At 64.4% G+C, this 15,899-nt stretch carries 14 protein-coding genes and 2 tRNA genes; 12 read left to right on the forward strand and 4 right to left on the reverse strand.

Annotation, left to right across the window (positions count from 1 at the left end; genetic code table 11):
• Positions 1-70 precede the first annotated feature (70 nt).
• Positions 71-874, forward strand: a complete 804-nt coding sequence (locus ABW18_RS00210; RefSeq protein WP_049697043.1) for an Fpg/Nei family DNA glycosylase — start codon at positions 71-73, stop codon at positions 872-874.
• Between the two features lie 120 nt (positions 875-994).
• Here the strand turns inward: ABW18_RS00210 and ABW18_RS22955 are convergent, their stop codons facing one another.
• Positions 995-1,138 carry a hypothetical protein gene (locus ABW18_RS22955; RefSeq protein WP_200903183.1) on the reverse strand — a complete coding sequence of 48 codons (144 nt, stop codon included), beginning with the start codon at positions 1,136-1,138 and terminating at the stop codon, positions 995-997.
• A gap of 258 nt (positions 1,139-1,396) precedes the next feature.
• Here ABW18_RS22955 and ABW18_RS00215 point away from each other — a divergent pair, with 258 nt between their 5' ends.
• Both ABW18_RS00215 and sthA read left to right on the forward strand, forming a co-directional pair.
• A complete protein-coding gene (locus ABW18_RS00215) occupies positions 1,397-2,374 on the forward strand; it encodes a PE-PPE domain-containing protein (RefSeq protein WP_083444287.1) in 978 nt (325 codons plus the stop codon).
• Positions 2,375-2,426: 52 nt separating this feature from the next.
• Positions 2,427-3,887, forward strand: a complete 1,461-nt coding sequence (gene sthA, locus ABW18_RS00220; protein ID WP_049697044.1) for a Si-specific NAD(P)(+) transhydrogenase — start codon at positions 2,427-2,429, stop codon at positions 3,885-3,887.
• A gap of 78 nt (positions 3,888-3,965) precedes the next feature.
• Here the strand turns inward: sthA and ABW18_RS00225 are convergent, their stop codons facing one another.
• The 3 genes from ABW18_RS00225 to ABW18_RS00235 all read right to left on the reverse strand — a co-directional run bounded on the left by ABW18_RS00225 (position 3,966) and on the right by ABW18_RS00235 (position 5,333).
• Positions 3,966-4,673, reverse strand: coding sequence for a L,D-transpeptidase (locus ABW18_RS00225; protein ID WP_049697045.1), 708 nt, complete (start codon positions 4,671-4,673; stop codon positions 3,966-3,968).
• Positions 4,674-4,920: 247 nt separating this feature from the next.
• The gene (locus ABW18_RS00230) at positions 4,921-5,118 is read right to left on the reverse strand and encodes a hypothetical protein (protein WP_049697046.1); all 198 of its coding nucleotides are present in this window, start codon (positions 5,116-5,118) and stop codon (positions 4,921-4,923) included.
• Between the two features lie 144 nt (positions 5,119-5,262).
• Positions 5,263-5,333, reverse strand: a tRNA-Gly gene (locus tag ABW18_RS00235).
• 270 nt (positions 5,334-5,603) lie between these two features.
• Here ABW18_RS00235 and ABW18_RS00240 point away from each other — a divergent pair.
• The 9 genes from ABW18_RS00240 (at position 5,604) to ABW18_RS00280 (ending at position 15,856) form a co-directional block, all read left to right on the forward strand.
• Positions 5,604-5,677 (forward strand) — tRNA-Pro (locus tag ABW18_RS00240).
• 42 nt (positions 5,678-5,719) lie between these two features.
• A complete protein-coding gene (tig, locus tag ABW18_RS00245; protein ID WP_049697047.1) occupies positions 5,720-7,114 on the forward strand; it encodes a trigger factor in 1,395 nt (464 codons plus the stop codon).
• Between the two features lie 272 nt (positions 7,115-7,386).
• Positions 7,387-7,992, forward strand: a complete 606-nt coding sequence (locus ABW18_RS00250) for an ATP-dependent Clp protease proteolytic subunit (protein WP_049697448.1) — start codon at positions 7,387-7,389, stop codon at positions 7,990-7,992.
• Between the two features lie 60 nt (positions 7,993-8,052).
• On the forward strand, positions 8,053-8,742 hold the full coding sequence (locus ABW18_RS00255; RefSeq protein WP_005207743.1) for an ATP-dependent Clp protease proteolytic subunit: 690 nt from the start codon (positions 8,053-8,055) through the stop codon (positions 8,740-8,742).
• 335 nt (positions 8,743-9,077) lie between these two features.
• A complete protein-coding gene (gene clpX, locus ABW18_RS00260; RefSeq protein ID WP_049697048.1) occupies positions 9,078-10,358 on the forward strand; it encodes an ATP-dependent Clp protease ATP-binding subunit ClpX in 1,281 nt (426 codons plus the stop codon).
• Positions 10,359-10,461: 103 nt separating this feature from the next.
• A complete protein-coding gene (gene mobA / locus ABW18_RS00265; RefSeq protein WP_049697049.1) occupies positions 10,462-11,097 on the forward strand; it encodes a molybdenum cofactor guanylyltransferase in 636 nt (211 codons plus the stop codon).
• 78 nt (positions 11,098-11,175) lie between these two features.
• Positions 11,176-13,824: a valine--tRNA ligase gene (locus tag ABW18_RS00270; RefSeq protein ID WP_049697050.1), complete on the forward strand. Its 2,649-nt coding sequence runs from the start codon at positions 11,176-11,178 to the stop codon at positions 13,822-13,824.
• Between the two features lie 158 nt (positions 13,825-13,982).
• A complete protein-coding gene (gene folC / locus ABW18_RS00275; RefSeq protein WP_200903197.1) occupies positions 13,983-15,428 on the forward strand; it encodes a bifunctional tetrahydrofolate synthase/dihydrofolate synthase in 1,446 nt (481 codons plus the stop codon).
• Positions 15,425-15,856, forward strand: coding sequence for a DUF4233 domain-containing protein (locus ABW18_RS00280; protein WP_049697052.1), 432 nt, complete (start codon positions 15,425-15,427; stop codon positions 15,854-15,856). Before folC ends, ABW18_RS00280 begins: the two co-directional genes overlap by 4 nt.
• Positions 15,857-15,899: the final 43 nt, after the last annotated feature.

Here is a 15,899-nt window from a genome sequence, read left to right on the forward strand (position 1 = left end):
GGTCGACGGGGGATGGCCGGTCGACGGGGGATGACCGGTCGGCGAAGGACTATCTGTCCACGAGGGCGCCGTGCCTGAGGGCCATACCCTGCACCGCATCGCGCGGCGCCAACGAAAGCTGTTCGACGGCCAGCGCGTTGCGGTCAGTTCGCCACAGGGGCGGTTCGCCGAAGGTGCCACCGTCGTCGACGGCATGGTTTTCGACGACGCTCAGGCGTGGGGCAAACACCTCGTGCAGCGCTATCGCGACGGTCGACGTGAGCAACTGCTGCACGTACACCTCGGGCTCTACGGCGCGTTCACCGAGTTGCCGGTCCCGATGGGTGAGCCCGTCGGACAGGTGCGGATGCGGATCGTCGGGCAGTCGACCGGCGTCGACCTCCGGGGCCCCACCGCGTGCGAGCTGTACACGCCGGCCGACCTCGACGCGCTCGTCGCACGGCTCGGCCCAGACCCATTACGTTCCGACGCCGATCCGTCCCGGGCGTACGCGGCCATCGCCCGATCGCGTCGACCGATCGGCGCGCTCCTGATGGACCAGAAGGTCATCGCGGGAGTGGGCAACGTGTACCGCGCAGAAGTGTTGTTCCGCAACGGAATCGACCCGATGAGGCCGGGGACGTCGATCACCGCGGACGAGTTCGATGCCGTATGGACCGATCTCGTCGGGTTGATGAAGGTCGGCGTTCGTCGTGGCCGTATTCACGTGGTGCGCGCTGAGGACGATCACGGTGCCCCGGCATATGCAAAGAATCGCCCGCGCACCTACGTGTACCGGCGCGCGGGAGAAGAGTGCAGGATCTGCGGGACGCCGATCGCACACAGCGAATTGGAAGGTCGAAACCTGTTCTGGTGCCCGGTCTGTCAGTCGTGATCGGCTTCCGGACAACTCGGCTCGGCAGTGTGGAGCAGGACTCATCCGCGGCCCGCAAGAAGAGCGGGTATCAACACGAAAGCGCCCGCAGTCAGTGACTACGGGCGCAGAATTTGTGGCTCAGTGGGAGCGCTGCTCGGCGCGCTGCGCCATGATCAGCAGTTCGTCGCGCTGAGAATCGGCGGCGACCCGGTTGATCCGGTCGTAGAGCCTGCGACGGTCGGACGAATTGTGGAGCTGTGCACGGAATCGTGCGAAAGACATTGGAAACGCTGCTTTCTTTGGTATCGGGCGTCTTGTTCGGTGGTGCAGTGCGCTCGTTCGACCACCGAGATGGTCGCCTGACGAACCGCACCATCCAGTGTTCGCGTTAATTCTGTGTAAATCAACCTGATCCGACGTGATTTGCGCGACTCTGACCTGCGGTCTCACCGAAACGCGCGGGCTCACAGCGAAAGCCTCACAGAGAAAGTTCAGTGTCGTTGGGCACTACTCTCATCGGCTGCGCCGACCATGGGCTACATGGAGTGCACAGATTCCTTGCGGCCGGCAGACGCGCATCAGGTAGCCGGCGGTGACCTCAGGGCTCGGGCGTCGACGGCGGATCGCATCACGGTGCTCGCGGTCGGGGGAACGGGTGAGTCGTACCAGGGGGATTCGCGAACAGCGGTCACCGGGTTGCTGGCTGCGGTCGTCGACGATCTCGACGCTCGTTTCGTGTCGCGGTGGGTGGGATATCCGGCAAGCTACGGGCCGGCGAACGGCAGGGACGGCATGAGCTACGCGGACAGTGTGGCGCAGGGCGTCCGGTCGCTGCGGCGACAGCTCGCGCAGACCGGCGGACCGGTGATGATCGTCGGCTACTCGCAGGGCGCCGTCGTCGTCCGACGCTGTATGCATGAACTGCACCGCGACGGTGATCCGGTGATGAATCGTGTTCTGGGTCTCGGATTCGTCGCCGATCCGCACCAACCGCCCGGCGCCGTCACCGGGTGTTCCGGATGGGGAGTCGCGGGGGAGGGCCCGCAGCTGCCCGATCAGATTCCCGCGTGGTGGGTCGGGGCGCCCACCGACATGATCTGTAACGCCGAACCGGATTCGTTGATCCGCGACATCGCCGATCTGACTTCGACCCTTGAACTACGGCGGCCGTTCCGATGGATTCTCGACATGCTTGCGATCTTGCGGGACAACGCTTTTCAGAACGCCGCACGCACCTCACTTCGACCTACCCAGTGGAGTCGCGACGTACGCCGCGTCCGCTCCGCGTGGCGCGCGGTGCGGCGGTACCTTCCGGCTCTCATCGTGTGGCACAGCCTGGTGATCACCAACCGTGACGGTGGCAGGCACACCGCGTACAGCCGTGAGCCGTACCGACGACTCGTCACGGACCCGGACACGACGGGCTGCCAGGAGTTGGCCCGGTGGTTACAGGTGGGTGCAACCTTTGGCCCGGTCGGCGCCTCGAGTCGTGCGAACCCGATCGCTGAGCCACACTGATCACAGACCCCGCGACGGGTCGTCAGGTGTCAGACGAGCGAAAGACGAACCCGTGGATCATTTCGACATCGTTGTCATCGGTTCTGGACCGGCCGGTCAGAAGGCGGCCATAGCCGCCGCAAAGCTCGGCAAGCGGGCAGCAATTGTGGAGCGGCGCAACATGGTTGGCGGTGTGTGCATCAACACCGGCACGATTCCATCCAAGACGTTGCGCGAGGCGGTGTTGTATTTGACCGGCCTCAACCAACGTGAAATGTACGGCGAATCATATCGGTTGAAATCGGATATAACGGTCACGGATCTTTCGGCCCGCACCATGCACGTCGTCGGGAAAGAAATCGATGTCATTCAGAGCCAGCTCGCTCGCAATGGTGTGACCATGCTGCTCGGCAGTGCGTACTTCACGAGTCCTCACGAAATAGCGGTCGAGGACGCCACCGGCGATCTCAAACACGTGAGCGCCGACAAGTTCGTCATCGCCGTCGGTACGCGGCCCGCGCGCCCTCCCTCGGTGGACTTCGACGGCACCACCGTCGTCGACTCCGACCAGATCCTGGCACTCGATCGGGTTCCGCGATCGATGGTCGTCGTCGGAGCGGGTGTCATCGGCATCGAGTACGCGTCGATGTTCGCGGCCCTGGGCACCAAGGTCACCGTGATCGAGCAACGGCCCACCATGCTCGACTTCTGCGACCGTGAGATCGTCGAAGCGCTGCAGTACCAACTGCGCGAGCGAGGCGTGACCTTCCGGTTCGGTGAGCAGGTACAAACCGTCGAGACACATCCATCCGGAACGCTGACGATCCTGGCGTCGGGCAAGAAGATCCCCGCGGACACCGTGCTCTACTCCGCGGGCCGTCAGGGTGTTTCCGACGAATTGAGGGTGGAGGCAGCGGGCCTGACGGCAGACAAGCGCGGCAGGCTCACCGTCGACTCCGACTTTCGGACCGCGGTCGACCACATCTACGCGGTTGGCGACATCATCGGGTTCCCCGCGTTGGCAGCGACGTCGATGGAGCAGGGCAGACGCGCGACGTATCACGCGTTCGACGAGCCGGTCGGTGCCACGGACGACAACCTGCAGCCGATCGGGATCTACGCCATCCCGGAGATCAGCTTTGTCGGTCAGACCGAAGACCAGCTGACGGCAGCGAATGTGCCGTTCGAAGTGGGTGTCGCGCGATATCGCGAACTCGCACGAGGGGCCATCATGGGCGACTCCTACGGCCTGCTCAAGTTGCTCGTGCACGCCGAGGAGCGAACGCTTCTCGGGGTACACGCATTCGGTAGCAACGCCGCCGAACTCGTCCATATCGGCCAGACGGTGATGGGTCTGGGCGGCAAGATCGACTACCTCGTCGATGCCGTCTTCAATTACCCGACCCTGGCCGAGGGCTACAAGGTTGCCGCGCTCGATGCGTCGAACAAGATGCGCGCGATTGCGCAGGTGCGGGCCGAGGGTAATCGGATGGACCTCGACGTCGGGACGGTCGACGCGGGAACCCTCGTCTGAGTTCGAAGCAACACGAAAGAGGCTCCCGGTCGTCGACCGGGAGCCTCTTTCGTGTCTTGAATGATTCAGATAGGCAGATCAGTTGCCGTCGTACTGGCCGCCGACGGTTCCGCGGACCACGATCGGGGTGCCCTGCGGGATGGTGTCGTAGACCCACTTGCCGTTCTCGGTGCTGATGTTGATGCAACCGTGGCTGACGTTGCTGTTGCCCTGCTGTGCGACCGACCAGGGTGCGGCGTGGATGAAGATGCCGTCGCCCGACATGCGGGTCGCCCAGTTGACGTCGGTGCGGTAGCCCTCGGGTGAGTCGACCGGAACGCCGTAGGTCGAGGAGTCCATCACGATGTGCTGGTACTTCTCACGGGTGTGGTAGACGCCGTTCGGGGTCGGATGCGCGTTGGATCCCATGGAGATCGGCATCTTCTTGACGAACTTGCCGTCCTTCCACCAGTAGATGGTGTGGTCACCATCGGTTGCCAGCGCGATCCAACCGGTCGAGGTCTTCACGTTGGGGATCGCGGGGACGTTCGGGGTCTCCTGCGTGGTCGTAGGAGGAGGCGTGGTGGTCTTGGGAGCCGGCGCAGGAGTCGACGGCTTGGGCGGAGTCGGCAGTCCCGGAATGTTGTCGGGGATCTCGACAGGCGGAAGGCCCGGCACGACGGTGACTGGCGTGGCCTGGGCGAGGCCCGGTGCGGCCAGTGCAACGGCGATGACGCCGATGACCGCTGCAAGGAGTCCACGGACGACGCTCTTCCGGCGACGATGGGACGACGTTGTGTTCAACACGGGAGTTCGCAAACCTTCGCTCTCGGGACAGTACGGGCGCACCCCCCCGAGGCGCCGCGACCATCGTTACACAACCGTTGTCTTTCCTTCAAAGGCAAACGCGTGGGACGCCCCATTGAGGTGTCGGATTGGTGCTTCGCGAACGTAAAAGGGGAGGTCGGTGGATAGGCTGCCGCACTGTGTGACACCCATCACATTTTTCCGAATCGTCAACTCGCAGGTCTCGAAAAGGCTGCGGCGCCGCGCATTACGCCGGCTGGCTCTGGGTATCCGGGTGCTCGGTCTTGAGATGCAGCGCGGGTTCTGAGCATCCCTCGTTGCGGCAGACGAGCATGGCGTCGACGCGTGGCGTGCCACTCTCGGACGTCGTCACGTCGCGGCGGAAGAACAGCGGTGCGCCGCAGGTAGAGCACTTGCGCGGGGTCTTGGAGTAACTGGAGGACATGCTGCAAGGTTACACCCGAATGTGGCGTGGATCACACTCGTCATCGTGGTGGTGTGTCGCAGGTGCTACTCGAAGAAGGTGACGAAAGTCGAGGCCGATGCCCAAAAGAAAGAGGCCAGAGGGAAAACCCTCTGACCTCGTCTGAGCGGGTGACGGGAATCGAACCCGCGTAGCTAGTTTGGAAGACTAGGGCTCTACCATTGAGCTACACCCGCGTGCTGTCGCCGAGCGGCAGCGCATGTGACTGTACCCAATGAGTGCGTCGGATTCGAAATCGCCTGGACGTCCACGTGTCACGCGGGAGTTGCCGGGGGCCGAGTGGCTCCGTGTTCACAAGTCCGCGGCTCGTCACACGCACGTCGTCGAGGACCGGATTCGGTTACTCAACTGGGGCCACGTACTATCTTCTGTTGGCCCTGCTCGTCAGGGAATCGATGGGTCCGCGGAGGGGCCATCGGGGCCGCGGTGAGGTGTATCGAGGCCACCGGGATGTGGCGCAGCTTGGTAGCGCATCCGCTTTGGGAGCGGAGGGTCGCAGGTTCGAATCCTGTCATCCCGACAGATCAGGACGTACGCACGTACACATAAGGAGCATTGAGGCGTGAAGAGCACCGTCGAGCAACTGAGCCCGACCCGAGTGAAGCTCAATGTCGAAGTACCGTTCGAGGAACTCTCGGGCGACTTCGACCGGGCATACCGCTCGCTGGCACAGCAGATCCGTATCCCGGGCTTCCGTCCGGGAAAGGCGCCGGCCAAGCTGATCGAAGCTCGAGTCGGTCGCGACTCGATCCTCGCTCAGGTCGTCAACGACGCGCTGCCGGGCAAGTACTCGGAGGCCGTGGCGGAGACCGAGACCAAGGCCATCGGCCAGCCCGAGATCGATCTGTCCGAGCTGAAGTACGGCGAGAGCATCAGCTTCACCGCTGAGGTCGACGTTCGCCCGGAGATCGAGCTTCCCGACTACTCGACGCTGTCCGTCGAGGTCGACGCCGTCGCCGACGACGAGGACGCGGTCAACGAGCAGCTCGAAGGGCTGCGCGGCCGGTTCGGCACGCTCAAGGGAGTCGACCGCGCCGTCGAGAATGGCGACCACGTCTCCATCGACCTGTCGGCGACCGTCGACGGCGAGAACGTCGAAGACGCGTCGACCGAGGGGCTCTCACACGAGGTCGGTTCGGGTCAGTTGATCGACGGACTCGACGAGGCGCTCGTCGGTCTGAAGTCCGGCGAGTCGAAGACCTTCACCACCAAGCTCGTCGCGGGAGATCATGCAGGCGCCGACGCCGAGGTCACCGTCACGGTGAACTCGGTCAAGGAGCGCGAACTGCCCGAACTCGACGACGAGTTCGCCCAGATGGCGTCCGAGTTCGACACCGTCGACGAGCTGCGCGAGTCGATCGTCGAGCGCGTTGAGCAGTCGAAGCGGTTCGACCAGGCCAACGCTGTTCGTGACGCCGTGCTCGACAAGCTCCTCGAGACCGTCGAGATCCCGCTGCCGGAGAACGTCGTGCAGGCCGAGGTCGACGGACAGCTCGAGCAGGTGCTGCACAGCATCGGCCATGATGACGCGATCTTCGAGCAGTTGCTCGAGGCGCAGGGCACCACGCGTGAGGAGTTCGAGAAGAACGCTCGCGAGTCGGCCGAGAAGTCGGTCCGCACGCAGCTCCTCCTCGACGCCATCGCCGAGCAGCAGGAGACCGAGGTCAGCCAGGACGAGCTGACCCAGCAGATCCTGTTCCAGGCGCAGCGTTACGGGATGGCTCCGCAGGAGTTCATCCAGCAGCTCACCCAGGCAAACCAGGTCGGCGCCGTCTACGCCGACGTTCGCCGCGGCAAGGCGCTCGCCGGCATCGTCGACGAGGTCACCGTGACCGACTCCGACGGCAACACCGTCGACACCGCAGAGTTCTTCGGCGGCGGCACCGATGCCGACGACGCTGCTGACGAATCGGCCGCTGACGAGTCGGATACGGACAAGAAGGATTCCGACGCCTGACTTTTCCACAGCAGGACGTGACAGCCGGATACTGGGCCATGCCCGTGTCCGGCTGTTCTGCTCTCAGCGAATAGGGGCGTCATGGGCGGTGTCGGGCACCGTCGATTGACTACTGTCGGTGAGGACGATCCCGAATAAGCGAGATCGACAGGGCATGCCATCGACAGGCCGCGCCCCGTCATCAATGCACTCGAGATCAACAAGCACACGGGCCCCGGGTCAGCCGGGGCGCGGATCGAGACAGACCACAAACGACAGACAAGGTGGGAACCGTGAGCAAGCCGACCATTTACACACCCTCGATGAGTTCAGGGGTCGCCGGGCTGAACCTGAGCGACTCGGTGTTCGAGCGGCTGCTGCGTGAGCGAATCATCTTCCTGGGTACTCAGGTCGACGATGACATCGCCAACAGGCTGTGCGCGCAGATTCTGCTGCTCGCCGCCGAGGACCCCACGCGAGACATCCACATGTACATCAACTCGCCCGGTGGCTCGGTGACCGCGGGCATGGCGATCTTCGACACGATGGAACTCGCCGAGTGCGACATCGCCACCTACGCGATGGGCCTCGCGGCCTCGATGGGTCAGTTCCTGCTCACCGCCGGCGCCAAGGGAAAGCGCTACGCCCTTCCGCACGCCCGCATCATGATGCACCAGCCGTCGGCAGGTATCGGTGGTACGGCGGCCGACATCGCGATTCAGGCCGAGCAGTTCGCCACGACCAAGAAGCAGATGAACGAGCTGAACGCCGAGCACACCGGTCAGACGGTGGAGCAGATCGAGGCAGACGCCGATCGCGACAAGTGGTTCACCGCAGGGGCGGCCAAGGACTACGGCCTCGTCGACCACGTGATTTCGCGCGCCAGCCAGGCGTCGTAGATCTCAAGCGATCAACCACAGTCGAGTTCACCCGTCACCTCACACTTCACGGAGCAGACCATGACCAACATGTACGACTCGCTGCCGGCCGACGTCGCCGCAGGGATTCCCGCTTCGGCCCTCGCGCTGAAGAACATCGAAATGCGCTACATCCTCCCGCAGTTCATCGAGCACACCCCCAACGGGCAGCGCCAGTACGACCCGTACGCGAAGCTGTTCGAAGAGCGCATCGTGTTCGTCGGAACGCCGATCGATCAGACCGTCGCGAACGACGTCATGGCGCAGTTGCTGGTTCTCGAATCGCAGGACCCCGACCGCGACATCACCATGTACATCAACTCGCCGGGCGGCAGCGTGCCGGACATGCTCGCGATCTACGACACGATGCAGTACGTCCACTGCGACATCGTGACCGTCTGCCTCGGAGAGGCTGCGTCGGCTGCGGCGATTCTGCTCGCGGGCGGTAGCCCAGGCAAGCGTGCGGCGTTGCCGAACGCGACGATCCTGATCCACCAGCCTCGTACGGGTGGAGCATTCCAGGGCCAGGTGTCAGACCTCGAGATCCAGGCCGCCGAGATCGAGCGCATCCGCAACCGTCTCGACGAGATTCTCGCCGGCCACACCGGTCAGTCCAAGGAGAAGATCCGCAAGGACACCGACCGCGACAACATCCTCACCGCCGACCAGGCGAAGGAATACGGCATCGTGGACGAGGTGTTCGAGTACCGCAAGAAGTCGATGAAGAAGTAGCGACACACCCCTCGGGGTTCCCCGATAACGGTGCGGCACAGGGTGCATGCTTGAGTGCCGCACCGTTGGGGGCGACGAGTCGGCGGATTTCGATCGCGACATTTGCTCTTATCGGTCGAAGTTATGTCGACACGCGGGTACCGTCGTGATATCGGGCGATCCTGACTAGCGATGGTCCGCATCCGACTGCCCCGAGTACGAGGTCTGCGACGACAGTCAAAGTTCCACCCCGCAACGATCCAGACGACAGCGATCCAGACCACAACGATCAGGCCGACACGATTCATACGACGACACGGCAGCACGGCAAGCAAGGGAAGTAGGTACGGCGCGAGATGGCACGAATCGGAGACGGTGGCGATCTGCTGAAGTGCTCGTTCTGTGGGAAGAGCCAGAAGCAGGTCAAGAAGCTCATTGCCGGCCCCGGCGTGTACATCTGCGACGAGTGCATCGACCTGTGCAACGAGATCATCGAGGAAGAGCTCGCCGAGAACGGCGACGTGAAGCTCGACGAGCTGCCCAAGCCCGCAGAGATCCGCGACTTCCTCGAGAACTACGTCATCGGCCAGGACACTGCCAAGCGCACGCTCGCGGTGGCTGTGTACAACCACTACAAGCGCATTCAGGCCGGGGAGAAGAAGGACTCGCGGACCGGCGAGGTCGTCGAACTCGCGAAGTCCAACATCCTGATGCTCGGGCCAACCGGGTGCGGCAAGACCTACCTCGCCCAGACGCTCGCCAAGATGCTCAACGTGCCGTTCGCCATCGCCGATGCCACCGCGCTCACCGAGGCCGGTTACGTCGGTGAAGACGTCGAGAACATTCTTCTCAAGCTGATCCAGGCCGCCGACTACGACGTCAAGCGCGCCGAGACCGGCATCATCTACATCGACGAGGTCGACAAGATCGCCCGTAAGAGCGAGAACCCGTCGATCACCCGTGACGTCTCCGGCGAAGGTGTGCAGCAGGCGCTTCTCAAGATTCTCGAGGGCACGCAGGCATCGGTGCCGCCGCAGGGTGGACGCAAGCACCCACACCAAGAGTTCATCCAGATCGACACGACCAACGTGTTGTTCATCGTCGCGGGTGCGTTCGCCGGACTCGAGAAGATCATTTCCGAGCGAATCGGCAAGCGCGGCATCGGTTTTGGCAACGAGGTTGCGAGCAGGGCCGAGGTCGACACGAGCGATCATTTCGCCGAGGTCATGCCGGAGGACCTGATCAAGTTCGGTCTGATCCCGGAGTTCATCGGACGTCTGCCGATGATCGCGTCGGTGACCAACCTCGACAAGGAATCTCTCGTCTCGATCCTGTCGGAGCCGAAGAACGCGCTGGTGAAGCAGTACACCAAACTTTTCGACATGGACGACGTCGAGCTGGAGTTCACGCAGGATGCGTTGGAGGCCGTCGCCGACCAGGCAATCCACCGCGGCACCGGTGCCCGCGGGCTCCGCGCCATCATGGAAGAAGTCCTGCTTCCGGTCATGTACGACATCCCGAGTCGCGACGACGTCGAGAAGGTTGTCGTGACCGCTGAGACGGTCAACGACAACGTCCTGCCGACGATCGTGCCGCGGTCCGACACGTCGGCCGAGCGTCGCGACAAGAGCGCCTGACACCGCACCGAACTCTCTGACACGCGGGCTCCGTCTCACAAGACGGGGCCCGCGTTTTGTCGTCTTGGGGACGGTGACGCCGGGGGTGGTACAGACTGGTCAGATGACACTCACCGAAGACCAGATCGCGGGAATCGTATTGGCGGGTGGCCGTTCACGCCGCATGGGCAGCGACAAGGCGGCCCTCGACTGGAACGGCGAACCCATGCTCGCAGGTGTCGTGCGGGTGATCTCGCAACGGTGCGAACCGGTGTTCGTGGTGGCCCCTGAGGACTCGGCGGCCTACCGGCTTCTGCACGGGACCGGCGGTCCGGAAGCGGTGTGGGTGACCGACGAGCAGCCCGGTGCCGGTCCGTTGGCAGGCCTCGCCGTCGGGCTTGCGGCAGCGCGCGACGCCGGTCGCTCGTACGCGTTCGTGTCCGCGACCGACATGCCGCTCATCGAGCCGGGCCTCATCGACGAACTGAGTCGGGCGGTGACCGACACCGCGGGCGTTGTCGTCGCGCACGACGCCGAGCGCGACCATCCCATGGCGGCGATCTACCGCACCGATGCTGCCGACGTGATCGGCCAGCTCGTCGCGACGGGGGAACGTCGAATGACAGCGGCTCTCGACGCCCTTGCCACCTATCGGGTCACCGTCTCGGACCCGCTGTGGCTGACCAACGTGAACTCTCCGGAGGATGTCCACCGCGTGCGGGTTTCGGCCGACGCCGCGCGTGCCGAAGCGATCGGCTGAGCAGCCGCTCGAGACGGTAGAAGCGGCCCGTGTGGAGACGGTGTGAATAGCGCTGACGGCGTTCCCTAAGATTGAAGGGTGACCGACTCGACGCCTGCACTGCCGAAATCCTGGGACCCCGCCGACCACGAGTCGAAGCTCTACCAGGGCTGGGTTGATGCCGGGTATTTCACGCCGGATGCTTCCAGTGACAAGCCCGCGTACTCCATCGTCATCCCGCCGCCCAACGTCAACGGGTCGCTGCACATGGGGCACGCCTACGAGCACGTCCTGATGGACGCCTTGACCCGCCGCGCACGCATGCAGGGTTTCGAGACGCTGTGGCTGCCCGGTATGGACCACGCCGCCATTGCGATGCAGACCATGGTCGAGCGCAAACTCGCTGCCGAGGGACTCACCCGCGACGATCTCGGTCGCGATGCCTTCATCGAACGCGTCTGGCAGGAAAAGGCCGAGATCAGCGGCAACATCGGTGAGCAGATGCGCCGACTCGGCGATGGCGTCGACTGGACCCGCGAACGCTTCACCATGGACGAGGGCCTGTCCCGGGCGGTCCAGACCGTATTCAAGAAGATGTACGACGACGGCCTGATCTATCAGGCAGAGCGTCTCGTCAACTGGTCGCCGGTGCTCAAGACCGCGGTCAGCGACATCGAGGTCAGCTACGCCGACGTCGAGGGCGAGCTCGTCAGCTTCCGCTACGGATCGCTCGACGATGCCGAGCCGCACATCGTCGTCGCGACGACTCGAATGGAGACGATGCTCGGCGATACCGCGATCGCTGTGCATCCCGACGACGAACGGTATGCCGCGCTCGTCGGGACCGAACTCGAGCATCCCTTCCTCGACCGCAAGATCCCGGTCATCGCCGACGACTATGTCGACCCCGAATTCGGCACCGGAGCCGTCAAGATCACCCCCGCGCACGACCCGAACGACTTCGCGGTCGGCGCCCGACATGATCTGCCGATGCCGACGATCATGGACGAAGAAGCCCGCATCGCCGACACCGGAACGCAATTCGACGGCATGGACCGCTTCGAGGCGCGGGTCAAGATCCGCGAGGCCCTGGCTGCGCAGGGCCGCATCGTGAAAGAGGTTCGGCCGTACCTGCACAGCGTCGGACACTCCGAACGGACCGGTGAGCCGATCGAGCCGCGGCTGTCGATGCAGTGGTGGGTCGCCGTCGAGTCGCTGGCAAAGGCCGCAGGCGACGCCGTGCGTGACGGATCAACGGTCATCCATCCGAAGTCGATGGAGCCGCGCTGGTTCGCGTGGGTCGACGACATGCACGACTGGTGCATCTCGCGTCAGCTCTGGTGGGGTCACCGCATCCCGATCTGGTACGGACCCGACGGCGAGGTGGTCTGCGTCGGCCCCGACGAGCAGGCCCCCGAGGGCTACGTCCAGGAGACCGACGTGCTCGACACGTGGTTCTCGTCGGGATTGTGGCCGTTCTCGACGCTCGGCTGGCCGGACGATACCCCCGACTTCGAGAAGTTCTATCCCAACTCGGTGCTCGTCACGGGCTACGACATCCTGTTCTTCTGGGTCGCCCGGATGATGATGTTCGGTACCTACGTCGGCAAGGATTTCGACGCCGACAAGAAGGTGCCGTTCCACAACCTGTTCCTGCACGGACTCGTGCGCGACGAGCACGGCCGCAAGATGTCGAAGTCACGCGGCAACGGCATCGATCCCCTCGACTGGGTCGACCGTTTCGGCGCCGACGCGCTGCGGTTCACACTTGCCCGTGGCGCGAATCCCGGATCGGACATCTCTGTCGGCGAGGATCACGCCCAGTCATCGCGCAACTTCGCGACCAAGCTGTACAACGCCACCAAGTTCGCCCTGATGAACGGTGCGCAGGTGCCTGCGGACGGCGAGTTGCCCGATGCCGCCGACCTGACCGTCGCCGACCGCTGGATTCTCGGGCGCCTCGACGAGGTTCTCGCCGAGGTCGACGCCGGATTCGACTCGTACGAGTTCTCCAAGGCATGCGAGGCGCTGTATCACTTCGCGTGGGACGAGGTCTGCGACTGGTACCTCGAGCTCGCGAAAGTGCAGTTCGCACAAGATGATCCGCAACGCTCGCGGTCGACAGCGCTGGTGCTCGGCGCTGTCCTCGACCCGCTGCTGCGCGCGTTGTCGCCGGTCATGCCGTTCGTCACCGAGGTGTTGTGGAAGACGCTGACCGGTGGCGAGTCCGTGGTGATCGCGTCGTGGCCGACGCGTTCGGGGCGTCCGGTCGACGCCGCCGCGGCAACCGAAGTCGACGACCTCCAGCGACTGATCACCGAGGTTCGACGCTTCCGCAGCGACCAGGGACTCCGTCCCGGGCAACGGGTCGCGGCCGAGATCGACGGCCTCGACGCCGCCGGGCTCTCCGACGTGCGGCCCTATCTCGACTCGCTCGCCCGTCTCGACGGTGCCGGCGACGACTTCTCCGCGACCGCCACGGTCGACGTCCGGCTGTCGGCGGCGACCGTCACCGTCCGGATCGACACGTCCGGGACCGTCGACATCGAAGCCGAACGCAAACGTGCGGCCAAAGACCTGGCCGCCGCTGAGAAGGAACTCGCACAGACGACGGCCAAGCTCGGAAACGAGCAGTTCCTCGCGAAGGCTCCCGACAACGTCGTCGCCAAGATCCGGGAACGACAGCAGGTCGCGACCGAAGAAGTCGAGCGGCTCGGGGCGAAACTGGCATCGCTGGGCGGATCATGAGTTCGCGCGACGGTCGGTCAGGTCGGGGAGACGATTACTCGCCCGACCCGTCGGACTTGGACTCCTCAGACGGGGACTACGTGGAAGATGACGGGGAGCCGATCTTCACGTCGGCAGATTTCGCCGGTTACGAGGACGGCGACGTCGAGCCCGATCCGATGAATCTCGGTTCGCTCCTCGGCGACGACCTCGACGACACACCGATCATCGTCGTCGACAGTCCGTCCGATCTTGCCGAGCTCGCCGAGTTGGAGAACGAACTCGACACGCGGTGGCCGGAAACGCGGATCGAGCCGTCGCTGACCCGTATCGCGGCGTTGATGGATCTGCTTGGTTCACCTCAGCACGCCTATCCGGCGATCCACGTCGCCGGCACCAACGGGAAGACGTCGGTCACTCGGATGATCGACTCGCTGATGGTCGCGCTGCATCGTCGATCCGGTCGGTACACCAGCCCGCACCTACAGCGCGTCACAGAACGAATCGCTGTCGACGGCCGCCCGATTCCGGCGCGCGACTTCATCGACACCTACCGCGACATCGAGCCGTACGTCACGATGGTCGACGATTCGTCGACCGCGGCCGACGGTCCGCGCATGAGCAAGTTCGAGGTGCTCACGGCCATCGCGTTCGCATACTTTGCCGAGGCGCCGGTCGACGTCGCCGTCGTCGAGACCGGGATGGGCGGGCGCTGGGACGCGACCAACGTCGTCGACGCGACGGTCGCTGTCATCACCCCGATCGCGATGGATCACGCCGACTACCTCGGCGATTCGCTCGCGGCGATCGCGGGGGAGAAGGCCGGGATCATCAAGCCCGCCAAGGACGATCTGGTCGTGACCGATCCGGTGACCGTGATCTCGCCGCAGCAGCCGGAGGTGATGGACGTGCTGTTGCGCGAGGCCGTCGCACAAGACACCGTCGTCGCGCGGCAGAATTCCGAGTTCGCAGTCCTCGAGTCCGTCACGGCGGTCGGTGGGCAACTGCTGCGCCTGCAAGGTCTCGGCGGCGTCTACGACGAGGTGTTCCTGCCGCTGCACGGCGAGCATCAGGCAGCCAACGCGTCGATTGCGCTCGCCGCTGTCGAGGCGTTCTTCGGTGCGGGACCGGGCCGCCAACTCGACATCGACGCCGTGCGTGCGGGGTTCGCTGCGGTCAGCAGTCCCGGCAGGCTCGAACGTGTCCGCAGTGCGCCGACCGTCTTCGTCGACGCCGCGCACAATCCCCACGGGGCACACGCACTCGCGCACGCACTCACCGAGGAGTTCGACTTCCGACGGCTCGTCGGAGTGATCGGCATGCTCGGCGACAAGGATGCCGCGGGCTTTCTCACCGAACTCGAACCGGTACTCGACGCGGTGGTCATCACCAATAACGGCTCGCCGAGAGCGGTCGACGCCGAGACGCTCGCCGAGACCGCGCGCGAGGTCTTCGGAGAGGAGCGGGTGCACGTCGAACCCTTCCTGCCCGACGCCGTCGAAGCAGCGATCGGACTCGCGGAGGAATCCGACGGCGAACCGGTCTCGGGTGCCGGGGTGGTCATCACCGGTTCGGTAGTGACGGCAGGCGCCGGACGAACGCTGTTCGGGAAGGAGCCCGCATGAGCGAATCATCCGGCAACACACCGGAATCCGCGGCCACGCCCAAGTTCACGCCACCGACGAACGACCCGTGGAAGGGTCTGCGTGGCGTGATGGCGGGCACCATGGTGCTCGAGGTCATCGTCATGATCCTGACGTTCCCGATCGTTGCGCGGGTGGGCAACGGCCTGACCTGGGTGTCGGGGACGTATCTGGGTGTGGTGACCCTTCTGATGGTGCTCGCTGCCGGAATGCAGAAGCGACCACAAGCGCTCAACATGAACCTGGCGCTGCAGGTCCTCGTCATCATCGGCGGTGTCTTTCACTGGTCGATCGCGGTGATCGGCGTGATCTTCGGTTGCGTCTGGCTCTATATCCGCTACATCAAGGGCGACGTGCAGCGTCGAATCGACCGCGGTTTGCTCTATGGCCAGGAGCCGATCGAGAGCTGAAGCGCCCCGCCGCAATTGTCCGATTAGCGCGCGGCACAACGGA

The sequence above is a fragment of the Gordonia jacobaea genome (assembly GCF_001186365.1).
GTDB lineage: Bacteria > Actinomycetota > Actinomycetes > Mycobacteriales > Mycobacteriaceae > Gordonia > Gordonia jacobaea.

Bases quoted from the DNA above. Each gene is read 5' to 3' on its own strand.
- ABW18_RS22955 (WP_200903183.1), bottom strand. From the start codon at position 1,138: ATGTCTTTCGCACGATTCCGTGCACAGCTCCACAATTCGTCCGACCGT.
- ABW18_RS00215 (WP_083444287.1), top strand. From the start codon at position 1,397: ATGGAGTGCACAGATTCCTTGCGGCCGGCAGACGCGCATCAGGTAGCC.
- ABW18_RS00230 (WP_049697046.1), bottom strand. From the start codon at position 5,118: ATGTCCTCCAGTTACTCCAAGACCCCGCGCAAGTGCTCTACCTGCGGC.
- ABW18_RS00255 (WP_005207743.1), top strand. From the start codon at position 8,053: ATGACCAACATGTACGACTCGCTGCCGGCCGACGTCGCCGCAGGGATT.
- clpX (WP_049697048.1), top strand. From the start codon at position 9,078: ATGGCACGAATCGGAGACGGTGGCGATCTGCTGAAGTGCTCGTTCTGT.
- mobA (WP_049697049.1), top strand. From the start codon at position 10,462: ATGACACTCACCGAAGACCAGATCGCGGGAATCGTATTGGCGGGTGGC.
- folC (WP_200903197.1), top strand. From the start codon at position 13,983: ATGAATCTCGGTTCGCTCCTCGGCGACGACCTCGACGACACACCGATC.
- ABW18_RS00280 (WP_049697052.1), top strand. From the start codon at position 15,425: ATGAGCGAATCATCCGGCAACACACCGGAATCCGCGGCCACGCCCAAG.